The organism is Gemmiger qucibialis, from assembly GCF_027689445.1.
Classification (GTDB): domain Bacteria; phylum Bacillota; class Clostridia; order Oscillospirales; family Ruminococcaceae; genus Gemmiger; species Gemmiger qucibialis.
Genome location: NZ_JAQFEN010000001.1, coordinates 426,090 through 446,114, shown reverse-complemented (window position 1 = coordinate 446,114; position 20,025 = coordinate 426,090). Strand labels below are relative to the sequence as shown.

Here is a 20,025-nt window from a genome sequence, read left to right as displayed (position 1 = left end):
AATAAAGGAGAACCCATGCCGCAAGAACAACGTCCAACTGAAAAATTCCGTACCTCTGTGGGCGGCCAGGCCCTGATGGAGGGCATTATGATGCGCGGCCCTGAAAAAATCTGCTGTGCGGTACGCCGCCCGGACGGCACGATTGATCTGAGCTATTCCGATGTGACCACCCACTGGTACAATAAAGTTCCCCTGGTGCGCGGAGTGTGTAATATGGTGGAAAACCTGATGAACGGGTACAAATACCTGATGCACTCCGCCGATATTGCCATGACGGAAGAGGAAAAAGAGGAAGAAAAGCAGAACGAGAGCAAGCTGGACCGCTGGCTGGACGAACACGCCGGCCCCAAGGTACAAAGTGCGCTGATGACCCTTTCCGCCTGCGCAGGTGTAGTGCTGGCAATTTTTCTGTTTACTTTTCTGCCTACGTTCCTGACTGGGCTGGTGGCAAAAGTGATCCCCATGGGGCGCTGGCCGCGGGTCATCTTGGAAGCAGTGCTCAAGCTGGCAATCTTTTTGGGTTACATGTTCCTCTGCACCCGCATGAAGGAAATCCACCGCATGTTCCAGTACCATGGGGCTGAGCACAAAACGATTGCCTGCTATGAGGCAGGTGAGGAATTGACGGTTGCTAACATCCGCAGACATACGCGGTTCCACCCCCGCTGCGGCACCAGTTTTTTGATTCTGGTCATTCTGGTCAGCATTGTGCTGTATGCGGTACTGCCGTGGAGCGGTACCATGCTGCGCGTGCTGTACAAGCTGGCCATGCTGCCGCTGCTGGTGGGCATCTGTTATGAGATTTTGAAGTGGGCAGGGCGTTCCAACTCGCTGCTGGCACGGGCTGTTTCGGTGCCGGGGCTTTGGCTGCAGCACCTGACGACCTTTGAGCCGGAAGATGACATGATTGAAGTGGCCATCGCCGCCGTTACCCCCGTACTGCCCAAAAAGCCGGAGGACGGCCAATGGTAACGCCGCTTGCCCCACAGCAGCTGGCGGGCATTCTGCCGCGCCAGGCTGTGCGCATGGTGCAGGATGCTCTGCAGGCCGCAGGCTGCCCCGATGCTGATTACGACGCCCGCGAACTGCTGCGCATTGCCGCTGGAAAAGATCCGCGCTTGCTGTTTGACCCGCTTACCCGGCCGCAGGCTGAGTGCCTGGCGGAACTGGCGGCTCAGCGCATGCAGCGGGTGCCGCTGCAATACCTGGCAGGGGAGTGGGACTTTCTGGGGTTGACCTTCAAAGTCGGCCCCGGTGTGCTCTGCCCCCGCGCAGACAGCGAGGTGGTGTGCGAAACTGCCATTGAGCTGTTGCAGCAGATGGGAAAACCTGAGCCCCGGGTGCTGGACCTGTGCGCCGGAACTGGCTGCCTGGGCATTGGTATCCGCCATTTTGTGCCAAGTGCCAGCGTGACCTGCGTGGAAAAAAGCCCGCAGGCGCTGCAATACCTGCAAGCCAACGTACATGGCACCGGTGTGCAGGCAAAGGCAGCGGATGTGCTGCAATACTGGCGAGAGCTTATGCCCCAAAGCGTGCAGCTGATCATCTCCAACCCGCCGTACCTGACCGGGGCAGAGATGCAGGCCCTGATGCCGGAGACCGCCCACGAGCCAGCTATGGCGCTGGACGGAGGAACGGATGGGTTGGATTTTTACCGCGCCATTGCCGCCCACTACCGTGATATTGTCTGCCCCGGTGGGTGGCTGGTGTTTGAGATTGGCTGTGCCCAGCGGGCGGATGTGATGGAGATATGCCGCCAAAACGGCTGGCAGCAAGTGCAGGCAAGGAAGGATTACGGCGGCAACGACCGTGTGGTGTACGCCCAACGGGTGAAATACATCTGATTTTCAACGTTTTGCAGCTGAAATGTGGAAAATGCGAAGAAAATTTTGAAAAGATGACAACAAATGGTTGTAATTCGTGCCGCGATTGGTTATAATAATACCTGATAAACGCAGGACGACCATTTGGATAGCGGCGCACCTGCCGTACAAAATAAAAACAGCACCGCAGTTGCCTGTGGCGCATATGGGATACAACGCACGATCGCTCAGATAAGGAGATATAAACTTATGGCAGCAAAAAAGGAAAGTTCATCCAAGCAGCTCCCCACCGGCCCGGCAGGGGATAAAAAGGCAGCGCTGGAGACGGCACTGGCCCAGATCGAAAAGCAGTTTGGCAAAGGCGCCGTGATGAAGCTTGGGACCAACGTTGCCATGCAGGTGGATGCCATTTCCACCGGCAGCCTGGGGCTGGACCTGGCGCTGGGCATCGGCGGCCTGCCACGCGGACGCATCATTGAGGTATATGGGCCGGAATCTTCCGGTAAAACCACCCTGGCCCTGCATGTTCTGGCTGAAGCCCAGAAGCTGGGCGGCGAGGTTGCCTTTATCGACGTTGAGCACGCCTTGGATCCCACCTATGCCCGCGCCCTTGGCGTTGACATTGACAGCCTGCTGGTCAGCCAGCCGGATACCGGCGAGCAGGCCATGGAAATCTGCGAAGCTCTGGTACGCTCCGGCGCGATTGACGCTATTGTTGTGGACTCTGTTGCTGCCATGGTGCCCAAAGCCGAAATTGAAGGCGAAATGGGCGATTCCCACGTTGGCCTGCAGGCCCGCCTGATGAGCCAGGCTCTGCGTAAGCTGACCGGCATCATCGGCAAAACAAACACCGTCTGCATCTTTATTAACCAGCTGCGCGAAAAAGTCGGTGTGATGTACGGCAACCCTGAAGTGACCACCGGCGGCCGCGCCCTGAAATATTATTCCTCTGTACGTATTGATGTGCGCCGCATTGAGGGCCTGAAGGACGCCAGCGGTTCCTTTATCGGCAACCGTACCCGCGCCAAGATCGTCAAGAACAAAGTGGCACCCCCGTTCCGTGAGGCCGAGTTTGACATCATGTTCGGCGAGGGAATCTCCAAACTGGGCGAAATGATCGATCTGGGTGCTAAGCTGGGCATTGTGCAAAAGAGCGGCGCATGGTTCAACTATGGCGATATCCGCCTGGGCCAGGGCCGCGATAACGCCAAGCTCTACCTGAAAGAACACCCTGATGTGGCTGCTGAGATTGAAAAGCAGGTACGCGAAAATGCGGACCGTCTGCTGGCGGCCGGCAAAAAGGGAACCGTGAAGCCGCTGGAGAAGCCGGCTGTTACCCCCGTTGCTGCTGAAGATGCCCCTGCCGCTCCCATGGCGGATGCACCCAAGACCACCGGCAGCGAGATGGACCTCGATATCATGGTTGACGAATAAGCGATGCCGAAGCTGACACAGGTAAAAGAAACAAAAAGAGGCCGCTATGCGCTGTTCTTTGACGGCGAGTTTGCCTTTTCGCTGGACGAGGACACCTTTGCCATGGCGGGGCTGCATACCGGGGATGAGCTGGAAGAATGGCAGATCCATGACCTACAGACCAAAAGCGACACCCGCAAGGCTGTGGATAAAGCCATGGACCTGCTGGCCCTGCGGGACCATGCAGCCGGGGAGCTTTATCAAAAGCTCTGCCGCAGCTTTGACCCCCACAGCGCTGCCGCCGCCGTGGCAAAAATGCAGGAGCTGAACCTGCTGGATGACGCCGGTTTTGCCCGCCGCCGTGCGGCGGAGCTGCTGCGCAAGCGCAAGAGCCGCCGTGCAATTCTGGATGATCTGCACGCCAAAGGCATTGACCGCGGCGTGGCCGCCGAAGCGGTGGAAGCTCTGTTTGCCCAAAGCGAGGAGGACGAGGAGGAAAACCCGGAGCTGGCCAATGCCCGCGCACTGGTGGAACGCCACTATGCCGCAAAGCTGGCACAGGGCAAATGGCAGCAGGTAGCTGCCGCTTTAGCACGGCGCGGGTTCTCCCACAGCGTGATCCGCCAGGCATTGGCAGATGCCGAGACAGAAGAAACCGAAGCGTAACACAAAAAAGTACACACCGCAGGGGCAAAAAATGCTCCTGCGGCATTGTGGTATCAATGCACCGAACGGATAGCTTTGCCTGAATTTTGCCCAAGCAAGCGGCAGAGCCCAACATAACATACTGAAAAGAGAGACAGGAACAACCATACATGAATATTGCAATTATTTCCCTTGGATGCCCCAAAAACCAGGTCGATGCTGATGTATTCTGCCACGCGCTGATCAAGGCGGGCCACCAGACGGTTGCGGACCCCGAACAGGCGGACATTATTATTGTCAACACCTGCGGCTTTATCCAGTCCGCTAAAGAGGAAGCCATTGAAAACATTTTGATGGCCTGCCAGTATAAGCAGCAGAACCCCAACCTGAAGGTGATCGTGACCGGCTGCCTGGCAGAGCGCTATAAAACCCAGATTGTGAGCGAAATGCCGGAAGTGGACGCCGTTGTGGGCATTGGCTCCAACGCCGCTCTGCCCGCCATTGTGGAGCGTCTGACCGCCAACGGCGCGGGCCAAGTGGAAAGCTATGGCCCCAAATGCGATATGGAGCTGGGCGGTGCCCGTGTTATCAGCACGCCGCGCCACTATGCTTACCTGAAAATTGCCGAAGGCTGCAACAACCGCTGCCATTACTGCGCCATCCCGCTCATCCGCGGCCCGCTGCGCAGCCGCCCCATTGACGACTGTGTTGCCGAAGCTCGCTGGCTGGCCGGGGAGGGCGTGAAAGAGCTGATCCTGGTGGCGCAGGACCCCACCGCTTACGGCGAGGACTGGGGCAAACCCGGCGCAGTTTGCGAATTGTTGGATAAGCTGAACGCCATTGAGGGTATCCACTGGATCCGTGTGCTGTACGCCTACCCGGAGCGTATCTCCGATGAATTCATCGCAGCCCTTGTGCGCAACAATAAGGTTGTGCCGTATCTCGATCTGCCCATCCAGCACTGCGATGACGAGGTGCTGAAAAACATGAACCGCCGCGGCGGCCGCAAAGAAATTGAGGATGCCATCCGCCGCCTGCGCGCGGCCATCCCCAACATCACGCTGCGCACCACCCTGATTGCAGGTTTCCCTGGTGAGACCGAGGAACAGTACAGCGAGCTGTGCGACTTTGTCAAAACCGTCAAGTTTGACCGCCTGGGCTGCTTTGCCTATTCCGCCGAGGAAAACACCGTGGCCGCCAAGATGGACAACCAGATTGACGAGGAAGTCAAGCAGCGCCGCGCAGACCACATTATGGAGGTGCAGGCCGAGATCAGCGCGGAAAAGGAAGCAGAAAAGGTCGGCAAGACCTATGAGTGCATCTGCGATGGCGTGGACGATGAAACCGGCATGTACCTGCTGCGCTCCGCAGCAGACTGCCCGGAAATTGATGGCAGCATCATGACCCCGGCAGATACCCCGCTGGAAGCCGGCGTGTTCTATAACGTTACCATCACCGATGCCGATACTTATGATCTTTATGGTTATGCGGAAAGCAAAGTGGAGGAATAAACCATGAATCTGCCTAACAAATTAACGATGATGCGTGTCATCATGGTGCCGTTTTTTATGGTATTTGCTGCCATGAGCCATATGGGCACGCTCCGGTTCAACGCAACGTATGCCTTGATAGCGGGCATTCTGTTTGCTGTGGCCAGCTTTACGGATTTCCTGGATGGCTACCTGGCCCGCAAGAACCACCTGGTAACGGACTTTGGCAAGTTTATGGACCCGCTGGCTGATAAAATGCTCACCACCGCCGCCATTATTTATATGGTGGTGGACGATGTCTGCTCCCCCGTGGTGCTGGCCATCATCATGTTCCGCGAGTTTGCTGTGGCCGGTGTGCGCATGATTGCGGCAGAGTCCGGTACCGTCATTGCCGCAAACATGTGGGGCAAGGTCAAAACCGTGCTGCAGATGGTCACCATCATCTTCTATTACTTTGCCATGGCGCTCGCCCCGGCGGACGGCGTTGGGGTTATCAGCTTTACCACCCAGGTGCTGTGCTGGGCCGTTGCTGCCGTTACCGCACTTTCCGGCTGCATCTACCTGTGGCAGAATCGTTCCTGCTTTATGCAGGCAAAATGATGCTGCCCCCTTGCAACCGCTTATCAGGGCGGCTATAATAAATCTGAACGGTTTGCAGGTTTAGCCGCGCCGTACCAGCAAAGTTGGGAAAGGAAGTTCCTGTCCATGCAGATTTTTAATACCATGACCCGCAAAAAGGAAGATTTTATCCCGCAGGAGCCAGGCGTTTATCGCATTTACGTCTGCGGCCCTACGGTGTATAACTATATCCATATCGGCAATGCGCGCCCCATGATCGTGTTTGACACGCTGCGCCGCTATCTGGAGTACCTTGGCAACAAGGTGCTGTATGTCTCCAATATCACCGATATTGACGATAAACTGATCAAAAAAGGCCAGGCGGACGGCACCACCATGCAGGAGGTTGCCCGCAAGTTCGAGGCCGAGTACATCAAAGATTCCGAGGGCCTGAACGTTAAGACCCCCACCGTGCGCCCCCGCGCAACCGAGCATATCGGTGAGATCATCAAGATCGTCAAGGACCTGGTCGAATCCGGACATGCTTACGTTGCCCACAACGGCGATGTCTACTTCCGCGTTAAGTCTGATCCCGGTTACGGCAAGCTGAGCCACCTGAACCTGGACGACCTGGAAAGCGGCAACCGCGAACTGCGCAGCCAGATGGATGACGACCTGAAAGAAGACCCCGCAGATTTTGCTGTCTGGAAGGCCGCCAAGCCGGGTGAGCCTTCCTGGAACAGCCCCTGGGGCCAGGGCCGTCCGGGCTGGCACATTGAGTGCAGCGCCATGGCCCGTAAGCACCTGGGCAAGACCATCGACCTGCATGCAGGCGGCCAGGACCTGATTTTCCCCCATCACGAAAACGAGATTGCACAGTCGGAGTGCGCCAACGGCTGCACCTTCAGCCATTACTGGATGCACAACGGCTTTTTGAACATCAACAACCAGAAGATGTCCAAGAGCGCCAACAACTTCTTTACCGTGCGTGAAATTGCCGATAAGTACGGCTATGAGCCGATCCGTTATTTTATGCTCACCGCTGGTTACCGCATGCCGCTGAACTATACGGTGGACCTGATCGAGAGCTGCAAGAACAGCCTGGAGCGCCTGTACACCTGCCGCGATAACCTGGATTTTGCCATCCGCAATGCCCATGGCACTGACACTGCCCTGACTGAAAAGTGCGAAGAAGCACGCAAAAAGTTCAAGACCGCCATGGATGACGACCTGAACACCCCCGATGCTCTGGCCGCCATTTTTGAGTTCGTCAAGGATATTAACACCATGTCCGATGTTGCCGATAAGGCTACGTTGGAAAAGGCCGCCGCCACGTTTGACGAGCTGACCGGTGTGCTGGGCCTGATGTACAACCGCAAGGCCGAGGAAGCCCCCGACGAAGTGAAGCAGCTGGTGGAAGAGCGCGCCGCAGCCAAAAAGGCCAAGGACTTTGCCCGCGCCGATGCTCTGCGCGCCAAAATCACTGAGCTGGGCTGGAATGTGATGGACACCGCCAAGGGCCCGCAGCTGACCAAGCTATAATTATTACTGCACAATCACGGCAAAACAAAGGAATTGGAAACAGGGAAGCATCTGCCTCTGCTTCCAGTTCCTTATTTTATTGCAGCGGCAAATACGCTGCATTATCTGGAGAGTTCAGAATGACAAATACCAGAACCAAACAGGAAGAGCGAACGCTGTATATTATATTGGCCGCAGCGCTTGCCGCGCGCCTGCTGCTGGCCCTTGTTACTGAAGGCTACACCTATGATATGAGCTGCTTTGTGGCCTGGGGGGATAAGCTGGCCAGCGAAGGTCCCGCGGCCTTTTACAGCGCCGATTATTTTGCGGACTACCCGCCCGGCTACATCCTTGTGCTGGGGCTGGTCAGCCTGGTGCGCAAGGTGCTCCAACTGAGCTATGAATCCCGCTGGACCTATTTTTTGCTGGCACTGATCCCCGCAATCTGTGATTGTGCCGCCGTGGTGCTGCTGGACCATATCAGCCGCCGGTATATGGGGCAGGGCAGGGCACAGCGCTGCCTGGTGCTGTTTGCGGCGTTCTGCCCGCTGACCTTGTTTGATACCGGCATCTGGAAGCAGATCGATGGGGCTTTTGCGCTGCCGCTGCTGCTCTGCTTCTGGTTGCTGGAAGAGCGCCGCTACCTGCTCGCTGCGGTGCTGTATGGCGTGGCGCTGGCCATCAAGCCGCAGGCACTGTTGGCTGGGCCGGTGCTGGCCGTCTGCTTTTTGGTGGCTATTGCGGATGCCGTGCGGGATGGCAAAAGCCCGCTGAAATCGGTCGGCCAGATTTTTGGCGGTGCTGCGCTGGCTTTGCTGCCGCCGCTGCTGGCGGGCCTGCCGTTTTACGGGGCAAAAAATCTGGTGCCGTCCTTGATCGATAAGTACATCACCACGGCGTCTGGCTACCAGTATGCCACCATCAATGCGTTCAACTGGTTTGCAGCGCTGGGCGGCAACTGGCAGGCGCTGGATGCTTGCCCGGTGTTTAACCTGAGCTGGAAAGTGCTGGGCATTTTCAACATCGCTGTTATCACGGTGCTGCTTGTGGTGCTGGCGGTCATCAGCTGGCGGGCGGGGCGGTTTTCCCCGCTGCTGCTGGCAGCGTTTTACACGGTGGGGATTTTTACCTTTGCCCATTGCATGCACGAGCGTTACCTGGTGCTGGGCATGCTGCTGGTACTGCTTGCTGCGGCGCGCTGGAATGACATCCGTCTGTATGGCGCCGGGTTTGGTCTGTCGATAACGGGCTTCTTGAACCTGGAAACTGTGTATACCCTGGTAGGCAGCGATGACGAGTGGCTCAGCAGCGATACCAGCCGCGAGTTTGCCATGGCAGTCGGCTTTGCCGAAACGGCAGCCTTTGTGCTGCTGGCTTTCACCGCGTGGGCCATCTGCCGCCATGGAGCGATTTCTCCACTGGCAAAAGTGGAAACCATCGAAAAAGATAAAACAAAAACAGTGCAGAAAAAGCTGGAACTGTGCACCCTGCGCATTGATCCGCAGCCTGCCTGGACGGCTAAAGAGAAGAAAGCCTTGGCAACGCTGACGTTGATCGTTGCTGTGGTGAGCTTTGCCTACCTTGGCAGCATGAAAGCACCGCAGAACCCTGTGGATGCTACGGACAGCACGGCAACCATCGACTTTACCCCGCAGCAGGACGCGGTGGAAATCTGGGTGTACCCCGGCATTTCCACCGGCGGCAGCCTGCGCATCACGGATGCAGCGGGCAATGAGCTGTACCAGAAGGAACTGAGCTATGCAACGCCGTTCTGCTGGACCAAAACGGCCATCACGGCTCCGGCAGGGCAGACCCTGACCGCAACGATTGAAAATGCGCAGATGTTTGAACTGGCCCTGCGGGATGCCACCGGTGCGCTGGTGCCGGTAACGGGCGGCGATGCCCTGTTTGATGAGCAGAGCGAAGTGCCAGATACCATCAGCCAGCTGAACAGCATGTATTTCGATGAAATCTATCATGGCCGTACTGGGTACGAAATGCTGCACCGCATGACGGCATACGAAACCACCCACCCGCCGCTGGGCAAAGATTTTATCATGCTGGGCATTGCTATTTTTGGAATGACAGCCTTTGGCTGGCGCTGTGCCGGAACGCTGTTCGGCGTGATGCTGGTGCCGCTGATGTGGTGCTTTGCCCGCCGTCTGACCCACAAACGCTGGGCCGGGGCCATGGCAGGTGCGCTGATTGCCGCTGGGTTCATGCGATTTTCCCAAAGCCGCATTGCCACAATCGATATTTACGGTACGTTCTTTATCCTGTTAGGCGCATATTTTATGGTATGGTATTGCCAGAGCGTGCTGCAAAACGGCGTAGACGGCTCGCTGCTGCCCATGGCGCTGGGCGGCGTGGCATTTGGGCTTGGGTGTGCATCCAAGTGGACCGGAATTTATGCCGGGGCAGGGCTTGCGGTATTGTACCTGGGTGTGCTGTATGCCCGCTGGAAGCAAAAACAGCCGGGCTTCTGGAAAGAATTCCGGATGGCTGCTGTGGGCGGTGTGGCGTTTTACATCGTTGTGCCGTTCCTGATCTATCTTGCATCCTACCTGCCTTATTGGTGGAAAGACCCTACCTTTGGTTTGCGGGATTGGTGGGATTGCCAAACCTACATGTACTGGTACCATTCCACCCTGAAAGCAACCCACCCGTTTGAAAGCCGCTGGTACACCTGGCTGCTGGACCTGCGCCCAGTGTGGTATTACAAAAATTCTTACCTGGAAGCTGGGCTTCAGGGCAGCATTGCGGGTTTTTATAACCCGGTCATTTGCTGGGCGGGGCTGTTCTGCATTTTGCTGCTCCTGTGGCGCCAGGTTTCGGCTCGCGGCACGGCAAAGGGAGCGGGCGTTCTGATCTTGTACGCCAGCCAGCTGCTTTCCTGGATGCTGGTATCGCGCTGCACTTTCATGTACCATTACTTCCCCAGCTCGGTCTTTGCGTTGACGGCCATTGTGCTGGTTTTAACGCAGATGAAGCGGCAGGACCGCGCCAAAAAGATTGGCGCGGGGCTGTGCATTGCGGCGCTGGTGTGCTTTGCCTGGTTCTATCCCGTTCTGTCCGGCTTGCCCGTGCCGACCCTGTGGGCGCAGAGCACCAAGATTTTGCCGAGTTACGGGTTCTATTAAGGCAGTTACGGGGAGTCTTTTCGGCCTTTTTGAAAAAAGGCTTGGCGAAAAACTTTAATTATTTTCACGAATTACATTATAGGCAATACCGCATAATTCTAAGTGCCGATACGGCGAGCGAGGTGCGGCAGCTGCTAAGCCAAAAGCGCAGATAATACTGGATGTCTTATCGAGCATTTTGGCAACGCAGATGCCGTGCCGCAGCCGCCGAAGCGGTGCTTAAGCCGCTAGGCGGGAATTGTGCGGTGTTGCCTATATAAAATAAATGTGCGGCTCCGGGCGGTGAATGCAGCGGGGTCGCACATTTTTGTGTGCAGGAGAATTTGAAGAAAAAGCAATATTTTTAGAGTGCATCTCTAACCTGGCGCTCCGACTTGGCCGCCCTACTGACACGTTAGAAGATCCCCCAAACAAAAACCGCGCCCCAATCAGGGCGGCGGCCAATCAATATTCTATATGCGATAAGTACCGATCTTCACGCAAGGTAGAGGCTTACGCGGCAAAAATCAGGTTTCCGGCAGGTAGATATGGTGGGGCAAGCCCTCAACATAGATGGGGGTCAGCTCGGCCTGAATCAGCGGCATAGCATAAGCCAGGAACTCCGGCAGCATGGCAGTGTGGTCGGCGTTGACCCATTCCAGCGGAACTTTCTTTTCCAGGTTGGCAACCTCGCTGATGGGGTGCAGGCTGGTGGTACACTGGTACGGTGCGTTGGAAATGCGGTCCAGTGCGACCATTTCGCCGGTGTGGCCCTCAAAAGCGGCCTTGGCGGCAGCACCGCCCACCTGGTATGCCTCGGTGATATCGGTACGGCTGGTCAGGTGGCCAGCGCAGCGCTGCAGGGTGGAAAGCTCAATGCAGCGGGTCTTGGTGTCCAGACGGCGGGCAACGGTGTTGGCCAAAAAGCGTGCCGTGCCGGTCAGGGCTTTGTGGCCGAACGCGTCAACTGCGTGCACATCGTCGGCCAGCTCGCAGACATAGCGGCCATCAGCCAGTTTAACGCCTTCGGAAACAGCAATCACGATGGAAGGCTTTTCTTTCTGCATCCGCTCCACTTTTTCCACAAAGCGGTCTACATTAAAGGGAACTTCGGGCAGGCAGATCATATCCACACCCTCGCAGTCCTCACCCTTTGCCAGGGAGGCAGCGGCGGTCAGCCAGCCGGCATTGCGGCCCATAATCTCCACAATGGTAACGTACTTGGTGCCATATACGGTGGCATCGCGGATGATCTCCTTCATCACAACGCCAATGTACTTGGCGGCGCTGCCGTAACCGGGAGTATGGTCGGTCACCATCAGGTCATTGTCAATCGTCTTGGGAACGCCCATAAAGCGGATATCGCTGCCAATGTGGGCACCGTAATCAGCCAGCTTGCCGATGGTATCCATGCTGTCATTGCCGCCGATGTAGAAGAAATAGCCGATATCCAGCTCGCCCAGGATCTCGAACAGCTTCTGGTATACGGCTTCGCCCTCGGCGGTGTGCCAGTCGGGCAGCTTGTAGCGGCAGCTGCCCAGATAGCTGGACGGTGTGCGCTTGAGCAGCTCAATGTCCATGGCACTTTTCAACTTGTCATCCAGTACGCAGACGCGGCGCTCTAACAGGCCGGCCACGCCGTGCATCATGCCGTACACCTTACCTGCACCGCGGCGCTTGCAGCTTTCATAAACGCCGGCCAGGCTGGAATTGATGACTGAGGTGGGGCCGCCGGATTGACCGACGATCGCATTTTTTGCCATAAAATAATCTCCTTCTCTTCGGCAGTGCCGTGCGCACTGCTGTTTGTGTGCCGTGAGGCAGGCGGGCCGCCCTATGCACAATTATGTCATAATTAGTGTAACATTTTTTAATATGGGATACCATTGCAGGGGTTGACAAAAGTAAGAAAGAATATTTAGCACTATTTTTGTTCCGCTTGCCGGAACCTGCAAAGCGTTGCGCTTTCCGTATTGAGGAAAATCATTCCATACAGCGGAATTGCATAGCCTTGTGAAAGAAATAACTGCGAGAAAACGCCTAAAAACATTGCAAAAATTGCATATACGTGTAAAAATAACGAAAAACGGCAGGCGAAAAGAACACTTTTTGTACCGTAATAAGTGCAAAATTTGTATGTAGGCGGCAATAGACAGGCGCTTTTTATGTAAAGAGAAATTTCCGGAACAGAAAAGTGGAGAGTGAAGAAGAAACAATAAAGACCGGAGGAAAAGGTTCACAGAGATCCGAAGCCAACCATGATTTATATGGATCGGTTTGATTGAAAAGATAGCATGTCCCCAAAGTGAAAGAGGAAGGTTCCCAATAAGAAACAAAATATCCCGGAGTGGGAGCCGCCCACAGCAGGCGGCACACCGTTCCGGGATATTCTAAGGCAACACCGCACAATTCCCGCCTTGCGGCTTAAGCACCGCTCCGGCAGCTGCGGCACGGCATCTGCGTTGCCAAAATGCTCGATAAGACATCCAGTATTATCTGCGCTTTTGGCTTGGCATCTGCCGCACCTCGCTCGCCGTATCGGCACTTAGAATTATGCGGTATTGCCTTAATGTTATTTGATAAGATCCGGAAAAAACGCTCGCTTAGTTCTTTTCAACAATCAGCATACGCATGGCGTTCAGCACGGCAAGAATCATAACGCCAACGTCGGCAAAGACAGCCCACCACATATTGGCAATGCCAAAGGCTCCCAACAACAGGAAGATGGCTTTGACGGCAAGGGCGAATACAATGTTCTGGTACACAATGTGCATGCACTTGCGGGAAATCTTCATAGCCAGGCTGATCTTGGCCGGGTCGTCATCCATCAGAACAACGTCAGCGGCCTCAATAGCAGCGTCACTTCCCATGGCGCCCATCGCGATGCCGACATCGGCGCGCATCAACACGGGGGCGTCGTTGATGCCATCACCGGCAAAGGTCAGGATATCGTTCTTGCCCTTGGTGGCCAGCAGCTCTTCCACGCGGTTGACTTTATCGGCGGGCAGCAGCTGGGCATGGTATTCATCCAGCCCCAGTTGGCCGCTGATCTCGCTGGCAACGGCTTCACTGTCGCCAGTCAGCATGATGGTACGCACGCCCTGGGCTTTCAGGGCGGCAATGGCCTGCTTGGAGTGTTCCTTCACTTCGTCCGCGATCAGAACAGAGCCAAGGAACTGGCCGTCACGCGCCACATAAACCACAGTACCGGTGCCGGTATTTTTGGTGTAGGTAATCTTGCTGTCGTCCATCATGCGGGCGTTGCCTGCCAGCACCACATGGCCGTCCACCATAGTGCGGACACCGTGGCCAGCAATTTCCTGAGCATCGGTCGCACGGCGGGCATCCAGCTCGCCGCAGGCTTCGCGCAGACTCTTGCTGATGGGATGGCTGGAAAAGCTTTCGGCCAAAGCAGCCTGTTCCAGCAACTCTTTTTCAGTGCAGCCGTTGGCCGGGCTGACCTGGCTGACGGCAAAAACGCCCTTGGTCAGGGTGCCGGTTTTATCAAACACAGCAATGGAGGTGTTGGCAAGTGCTTCCAGATAGTTACCGCCCTTGATGAGGATGCCGCAGCGGGAAGCGCCGCCGATGCCGCCGAAGAAGCTCAGAGGAATGCTGATGACCAGCGCGCAGGGGCAGCTGATAACCAGGAAGGTGAGCGCACGGCTGATCCAGGTCAGCCAGCCGCCGCCCAGCACCAGCGGTGGTAAAATGGCAAGTACCAAAGCGCCGATGCAGACGGCGGGGGTGTAATAATGGGCAAACTTGGTAATAAAGTTTTCAGCGCGGGCCTTTTTCAGGCTGGAATTTTCCACCATGTCCAGGATCTTGGCAACGGTGGATTCACCGTACAGCTTGGTGGTGCGCAGCTTCAGCAGGCCGTCGCCGTTCACGCAGCCGCTGATGATCTCGCTGCCGGGATGCACAAAGCGAGGCTTGCTTTCGCCGGTAAGGGCGGCGGTGTTCAGCGTGCTTTCGCCAGAAATGACCTCGCCGTCAATGGGAACTTTCTCGCCGGGGCGCACGACCAGCACAGAGCCGATGGGCACATCGTCGGGATCAACGGTACTTACCGTGCCGTCGGCAGTTTCCAGGTTGGCGCTGTCGGGGCGGATATCCATCAAATCGCTGATGCTCTTGCGGCTTTTGCCGACGGCGTAACTCTGGAACAGTTCGCCAATCTGGTAGAACAGCATAACGGCAACGCTCTCACTGAACTCACCCAGGCAGAGCGCTCCCACAGTGGCAACGGCCATCAAAAAGTTTTCGTCAAAAACTTCGCCGTGAACAATGCCCAGCACAGCTTTGCGCAGCACATCGTGGCCAATGATGAAGTACGGCACCAGGAAGAGCACCAGCTCCAGATACCAGGGTATAGCCACCAGTTTGGAAGCCAGAATAATGGCCAGATACAGCACCGCTGAAATAATGATACGTTTCAGCGTCTTTTTCTGCTTCTTTGTCATAAGATAAGACCTCTCTTTTGGGTATTCGTCTGGAAAAAAGGGGCAAAAATAAGGGCGGTTGGAAACCGCCCTGAGCGTGTCACAAAAGCTCCACGCTACAAAGGTGGGGTTCGCCGCAGTGTGGTTGCGCCACGCTCCTGCACCCCTCCTTTGGAACCACCCTGCCGCAAAGAAGCATGTTCTCATGCCTGGACGGCACTCGGACCTGCTTTTTTGCTTGCAAGGTATTCCAAGCGTCGGCACATGTCCGCCGCTTGGAATGGATTCCGAAACTTTCAGGCGGTTGGAAACCGTCCGAAAATGCTGATGCAAGGAGCTTACAGCTCGATCTCAAAGTCCGGCTCAACACGCTTGGCGGTCTTAACAACATCCTTCAGCACGGCATCGAACTTATTATCATCGACATCCAGAACCATCTTTTGGGCCATAAAGCTGACGGAAGCGCTGTTCACGCCGGGCAGCTTTTTAACGGCATCTTCAATTTTGGCGGCGCAGTTTGCACAATCAACTTCGATTTTGAATTTCTTCTGCATGATAATATCTCCTTTGGTTTTATGATCAATATTTTTTGAAAAATAAGGGGCAACAAGAGTTGGGGGCGTTTTATTCCTCCACATGCTCCATGCCAAGCGCAATCATGCTGCGCACATGATCATCATCCAGGGAATAGAACACCGTTTTTCCGTCCCGCCGGAACTTGACCAGCTTGCTGGCTTTCAGCAGCCGCAGCTGGTGGCTGACGGCGCTTTGGGAAACATCCAGCAGCTGGGCCAAATCGCCTACGCACAGCTCACTCTCAAACAGCGCGTACAGGATCTTGATGCGGGTGGTATCCCCAAACACACGGAACAGTTCCGAAAGGTCATACAGAACCTCGTCGTCCGGCAGATCGCTGCGCAGCCTGGCAACGATATCCGGCTCACCGTGGCAGTCTGGGTCACATACCGGAACATCAGGCAGGGCGTTGGCTAAGCCATCCGGTGCTGTGGCGGGCTGCGGGAACTTTTTGGTATCAGGCATTGGGAGTATCACCTCGGTATCAAACATTTTATCATATGAATGATTGCTCATATGTTAACATTATAATACTGCCAACAGGGGCGTTTGTCAATAAGGGAAGGCAAAAAATATCGGGAAATTTTTTATGGAAGGAGAGGGGCCGGGGGTGGGGGATGAGAAAGAATAATGAATAAATAATAAAGAATCATGTCGGTGGGCCGCGGCGCAAATACTCTCCTGCAAAATGAGTCAACCGTGAGCATGGAAACCTCCGAAACAACAAAAAAGCCGCGCGTCCCACCCCCATACAAGGGGCAAAACGCGCGGCACAAATTTATTTTGTTGGTGCTATATTAGGGCAACACCGCACAATTCCCGCCTTGCGGCTTAAGCACCGCTCCGGCAGCTGCGGCACGGCATCTGCGTTGCCAAAATGCTCGATAATGTCGGGTTGCGGTACCCGCATCGTGCTTCGGGGGCAAAAGCCCCTCGCACTCTGCGACCGCTGCCCCTGCTTCGGTTCGCTGTTTCCGCCACTGGCGGCGCTCACCTTTGCAGCATCCAGTATTATCTGCGCTTTTGGCTTAGCATCTGCCGCACCTCGCTCGCCGTATCGGCACTTAGAATTATGCGGTATTGCCTTAGGTAAAGCAAACAGGCGTAACTCTGCCCAGCCGATTACTTCTCATCCTCATCCCACGTGCGGTCACTGATGATGTAGCGGGGGCGGCGCTTGGTTTCCATGTAGATCTTGCCGATGTACTCGCCGATCACGCCCAGGCAGATCAGCTGTACGCCGGAAACAAAGCAGATGATGCTGGTCATGCTGGCCCATCCGGATACGGTGGCACCCAGCAGCGCTTCCACAATGGCCCAGATCACGCCGATAAAGCTGATGAGCGCCACAATAACGCCAAACCCGGTAATGAACCGGATGGGCTTGACGGAAAGGCTGGTGATGCCGTCAAACGCAAGGGACAGCATTTTGGACAGGGGATAGTGGCTTTCACCCGCAATGCGCTCGTGGCGCTCGTAAGCAACGCTGGTGGATTTAAAGCCCACCAGCGGCACCATGCCGCGCAGGAACAGGTTGACCTCCTTGAAATTGGCAAACTCATGCAGCACGCGGGCGCTCATCAGGCGGTAGTCCGCGTGGTTGTAAACAACCTCGGCCCCCATGGCGTTCAGCAGCTTGTAGAAGCTTTCTGCCGTAAAGCGCTTGAAGAAGGTATCCGTATCGCGCTTGGAGCGCACGCCGTACACAACTTCGCAGCCATCGTTCACATAGGCATCTACCATGGCGTCCATGGCGTTGATATCGTCCTGACCGTCGCAGTCAATGGAGATGGTGATATCGCACTTGTCCTTGGCTTCCATCAAACCGGCCAGCACTGCGTTCTGGTGACCGCGGTTGCGGCTCTGGCTGATGCCGATGTAGTGCTTGTCGCTCTTGGCCAGGTCGCAGATGATGGACCAGGTTTTGTCCTTGGAGCCATCGTTGACAAACAGCACGCGGCTGTCATCGCTGATTTTACCGGCGGCAACCAGGTCGGTGATCTTTTTCAAAAACAGCTTGCTGGTAATGGGCAGGACCTCCTGCTCGTTATAGCAGGGGATCACGATGTACAGGATTGGATTTTCGCGGGTAGCCTTCATGGTTTACAGCACCTCTTTTTTGCTTTTTCTGCTGCGCCGCCCGGCCAGCAGGTAAATTGCCGTCAGCAGAATGCTAATGGCGCTGACCCCGATCCCGCGCCAGAGCGGGGTGGGGGAGTAGTGGAAACGAATACAGTTTTTACCGGCATTCACCTTGACGGCCATCAGGCCGTTGATGTTCAGGATCTCTGCAGATTCGCCGTTGACCGTGGCGCTCCACGCCTTGTCATAGGGAACACTGAAAAACGCGTACTGCTCGCTGCCGGATGTGATTTCGGAATAAAAATAGTCTGTGCCATAATCAAACACATCGGTGCAGGCTTCGCGGCGCTTGTCCATGTCGGCAAACTTGTTCTCCTGGCTGATCTCGCCATCCAGCGCGGCATCATAGTGGCGCAGCGTGGCGGAAACAGTGGCTTCGTCCTCGTCCGCCACCACAAGGGTTTTCAGCATGGCATGGGCGCGCTCGGCGGGGTCAATCTCGTCAAACTCACTGCGGGTCATGTAGGTATCATAGCAGAAGCCGATGGGCAGGGCGTGGGAATCCTGATAGACGTTGATCTGCTCGTGACCGTTGGAAAAACTGGTGTAGATTTCATCCGGCCAGTCGGAGTTGTTGCGGATATAATACCCAACGGAAAGCAGTTCGTTGGTGCCCTCCGGCCCGGCGGGGGTGATGGCGTGGCGCTCGTCCCCTAGGGCATCATACAGTGTAAAGATGGAGGGGGAAAGCGTGCTCAAAAAGGAGGTACGGTCCGGCAGGTAAGCCGCCATGCCGCGGTTGGAATACGGCTCCCAGAAATAATAGCGGTAGGGCAGGGCATCCGTCAGACCGTCGCCGCTGTGGATGACATTATCATAAATTTCTGTGGTGGTCAGGCCGATCGTCTGGGTGTAGGCACGCTGATAGGTGCCCACGGTAAAACCAGTGGTCAGTGCAGCAACCAGAGCAGTGCAGGCCGTCAGGGCAGCCATGGGGCGGCGCAGGCGCAGCCGCCGCACCCCGCCCAGGGCAGCAAACAGCAGAACCACGCCGCCGATGGCAATCAATGTCAACACAACCAGCCAGTATTTGCGGTACACTATGGTATCGCGCTTGACGTACAGATACAGCGTGATAGCGGCGATGATTGCAGCCGAAATACCGCAGCCCGCACGCCAAGGGTAGTCCTGCAGATGGTCCAGCACTTTGATGGTGGCCAGCACCAGCAGGAACACCAGCATGTAATACCAGCGGCGGTACGGCTCGCTGGTGAACATGACGAACAGACTGTTGCTGACCGGGCTGGCTGCTACAAGGAACAGCCCCACCAGCAGCACATGCAGCCAGTCCCACTTCCAGCGCAGCAGATAAGCCAGAACCAGGCAGACGCCTACCAAGGGCAGGTACGCCGCGATGGAATACCAGTTATCATGCACCACAGCGGAAAAATTGAACATATTCTCCGCCGGGAAGAAGAGCGCCCGCAGCATTTGCAGGTAATTGGGCCAGTCAAAGGTCAGTTGGCTCAAGCTGATGTGATCCGATACGCGGGGATTATTGAGCACCGCCGCAATGGAGGGGATGAACAGTACCCCCGCCATGCCGACGCCCAGACAGCCTTCCAGGATGCAGGCCGGAATTTTGCGGGCATTTTTGCGCAGATCCGCCCCGGGGCGTGCGTCCTCACCGCCAAAAAGATACCGCGTAATATAGTAAAACACCAGGAAGAAAACTTCCCCGATAAAGAAGTAATAGTTGACCAGCGCGTTGATGGCAACGGCAAACAGGAACGGAGCTTTTTTGCCCTCCTGCATGCGTTTGTCCAGCCCCAGCATCAAAAGCGGGAACAGGGCAATCACATCATGGAAGTGATAGAACACCACGTTGATGCAGGAAAAACCGGAAAATGCATACAACACACTGCCAAGCAGGGCGCTTTTCTCGCTGGCACTGCGGCGGAAGTAGGCAAACGAGATCAGCCCGGCAACAGCATATTTGAGCATATAGATCCAGCCGACCAGATAGGGAAACGCGCTGGCGGGGAAGAGAAAGCTCAGCCAGAAAAACGGGCTGCCAAGGGTGTAAAAGCTGAACGAGGATACAAAGTCCGAACCAATATCAATGCGCCAGTTCCACAGTACCTCGCCGCTTTTGATGGCGTTGTTGCACAGCATGTTGTAGGAGAGCTGTTCTGCGTCAAAATCCGCCGCAATCAACAGCAGGCCGCCGTCCCGTATCATGTAAGGCAGCAGTGCAGCCGCGGCAATGGCAAAGTTCAGCACAAAAGCCAGCAGCAGCCACCGGCGCGGGAAACGGTTTTGCAGTGTTTGTTTCATGTAGCAGCCTCGCGGC

14 protein-coding genes are annotated in these 20,025 nt (G+C 55.9%); 8 read left to right on the top strand and 6 right to left on the bottom strand.

The annotated features are described in order from the left end of the window. Positions 1–15: 15 nt before the first annotated feature. From PG062_RS02005 to PG062_RS01970, 8 genes are all read left to right on the top strand, one after another. Positions 16–972, top strand: a complete 957-nt coding sequence (locus PG062_RS02005) for a DUF1385 domain-containing protein (RefSeq protein ID WP_114001051.1) — start codon at positions 16–18, stop codon at positions 970–972. Continuing rightward, complete coding sequence (prmC, locus tag PG062_RS02000) at positions 966–1,844, top strand: peptide chain release factor N(5)-glutamine methyltransferase (RefSeq protein WP_270750856.1); 879 nt, start codon at positions 966–968, stop codon at positions 1,842–1,844. The genes PG062_RS02005 and prmC overlap by 7 nt, the downstream gene beginning before the upstream one ends. A 228-nt stretch (positions 1,845–2,072) precedes the next feature. Beyond that, positions 2,073–3,257 carry a recombinase RecA gene (recA, locus tag PG062_RS01995; protein ID WP_270750854.1) on the top strand — a complete coding sequence of 395 codons (1,185 nt, stop codon included), beginning with the start codon at positions 2,073–2,075 and terminating at the stop codon, positions 3,255–3,257. A gap of 3 nt (positions 3,258–3,260) precedes the next feature. Then, on the top strand, positions 3,261–3,902 hold the full coding sequence (locus tag PG062_RS01990) for a regulatory protein RecX (protein ID WP_270750851.1): 642 nt from the start codon (positions 3,261–3,263) through the stop codon (positions 3,900–3,902). A 149-nt stretch (positions 3,903–4,051) separates the two neighbouring features. Continuing rightward, entirely contained in the window at positions 4,052–5,392 is a 1,341-nt protein-coding gene (gene rimO / locus PG062_RS01985; protein WP_270750850.1) for a 30S ribosomal protein S12 methylthiotransferase RimO, read from the top strand. Between the two features lie 3 nt (positions 5,393–5,395). Next, the gene (gene pgsA, locus PG062_RS01980) at positions 5,396–5,971 is read left to right on the top strand and encodes a CDP-diacylglycerol--glycerol-3-phosphate 3-phosphatidyltransferase (RefSeq protein ID WP_270750849.1); all 576 of its coding nucleotides are present in this window, start codon (positions 5,396–5,398) and stop codon (positions 5,969–5,971) included. 105 nt (positions 5,972–6,076) lie between these two features. Further along, positions 6,077–7,471: a cysteine--tRNA ligase gene (gene cysS / locus PG062_RS01975; RefSeq protein WP_270750847.1), complete on the top strand. Its 1,395-nt coding sequence runs from the start codon at positions 6,077–6,079 to the stop codon at positions 7,469–7,471. Between the two features lie 119 nt (positions 7,472–7,590). Then, positions 7,591–10,590: a phospholipid carrier-dependent glycosyltransferase gene (locus tag PG062_RS01970; RefSeq protein ID WP_270750845.1), complete on the top strand. Its 3,000-nt coding sequence runs from the start codon at positions 7,591–7,593 to the stop codon at positions 10,588–10,590. 506 nt (positions 10,591–11,096) lie between these two features. Here PG062_RS01970 and PG062_RS01965 read toward each other — a convergent pair. The 6 genes from PG062_RS01965 to PG062_RS01940 all read right to left on the bottom strand — a co-directional run bounded on the left by PG062_RS01965 (position 11,097) and on the right by PG062_RS01940 (position 20,009). After that, positions 11,097–12,332 carry a 6-phosphofructokinase gene (locus PG062_RS01965; RefSeq protein ID WP_270750844.1) on the bottom strand — a complete coding sequence of 412 codons (1,236 nt, stop codon included), beginning with the start codon at positions 12,330–12,332 and terminating at the stop codon, positions 11,097–11,099. A gap of 840 nt (positions 12,333–13,172) precedes the next feature. Then, positions 13,173–15,035 (bottom strand): heavy metal translocating P-type ATPase, encoded by a 1,863-nt coding sequence (locus tag PG062_RS01960; RefSeq protein ID WP_270750843.1) that lies wholly within the window; start codon positions 15,033–15,035, stop codon positions 13,173–13,175. Positions 15,036–15,352: 317 nt separating this feature from the next. Then, complete coding sequence (locus PG062_RS01955) at positions 15,353–15,568, bottom strand: cation transporter (RefSeq protein WP_270750842.1); 216 nt, start codon at positions 15,566–15,568, stop codon at positions 15,353–15,355. A 70-nt stretch (positions 15,569–15,638) separates the two neighbouring features. Then, complete coding sequence (locus PG062_RS01950; RefSeq protein ID WP_199488062.1) at positions 15,639–16,055, bottom strand: ArsR/SmtB family transcription factor; 417 nt, start codon at positions 16,053–16,055, stop codon at positions 15,639–15,641. 657 nt (positions 16,056–16,712) lie between these two features. Next, a complete protein-coding gene (locus PG062_RS01945) occupies positions 16,713–17,690 on the bottom strand; it encodes a glycosyltransferase family 2 protein (RefSeq protein WP_113998713.1) in 978 nt (325 codons plus the stop codon). Positions 17,691–17,693: 3 nt separating this feature from the next. Then, positions 17,694–20,009: a YfhO family protein gene (locus PG062_RS01940; RefSeq protein WP_270750841.1), complete on the bottom strand. Its 2,316-nt coding sequence runs from the start codon at positions 20,007–20,009 to the stop codon at positions 17,694–17,696. Positions 20,010–20,025 lie beyond the last annotated feature (16 nt).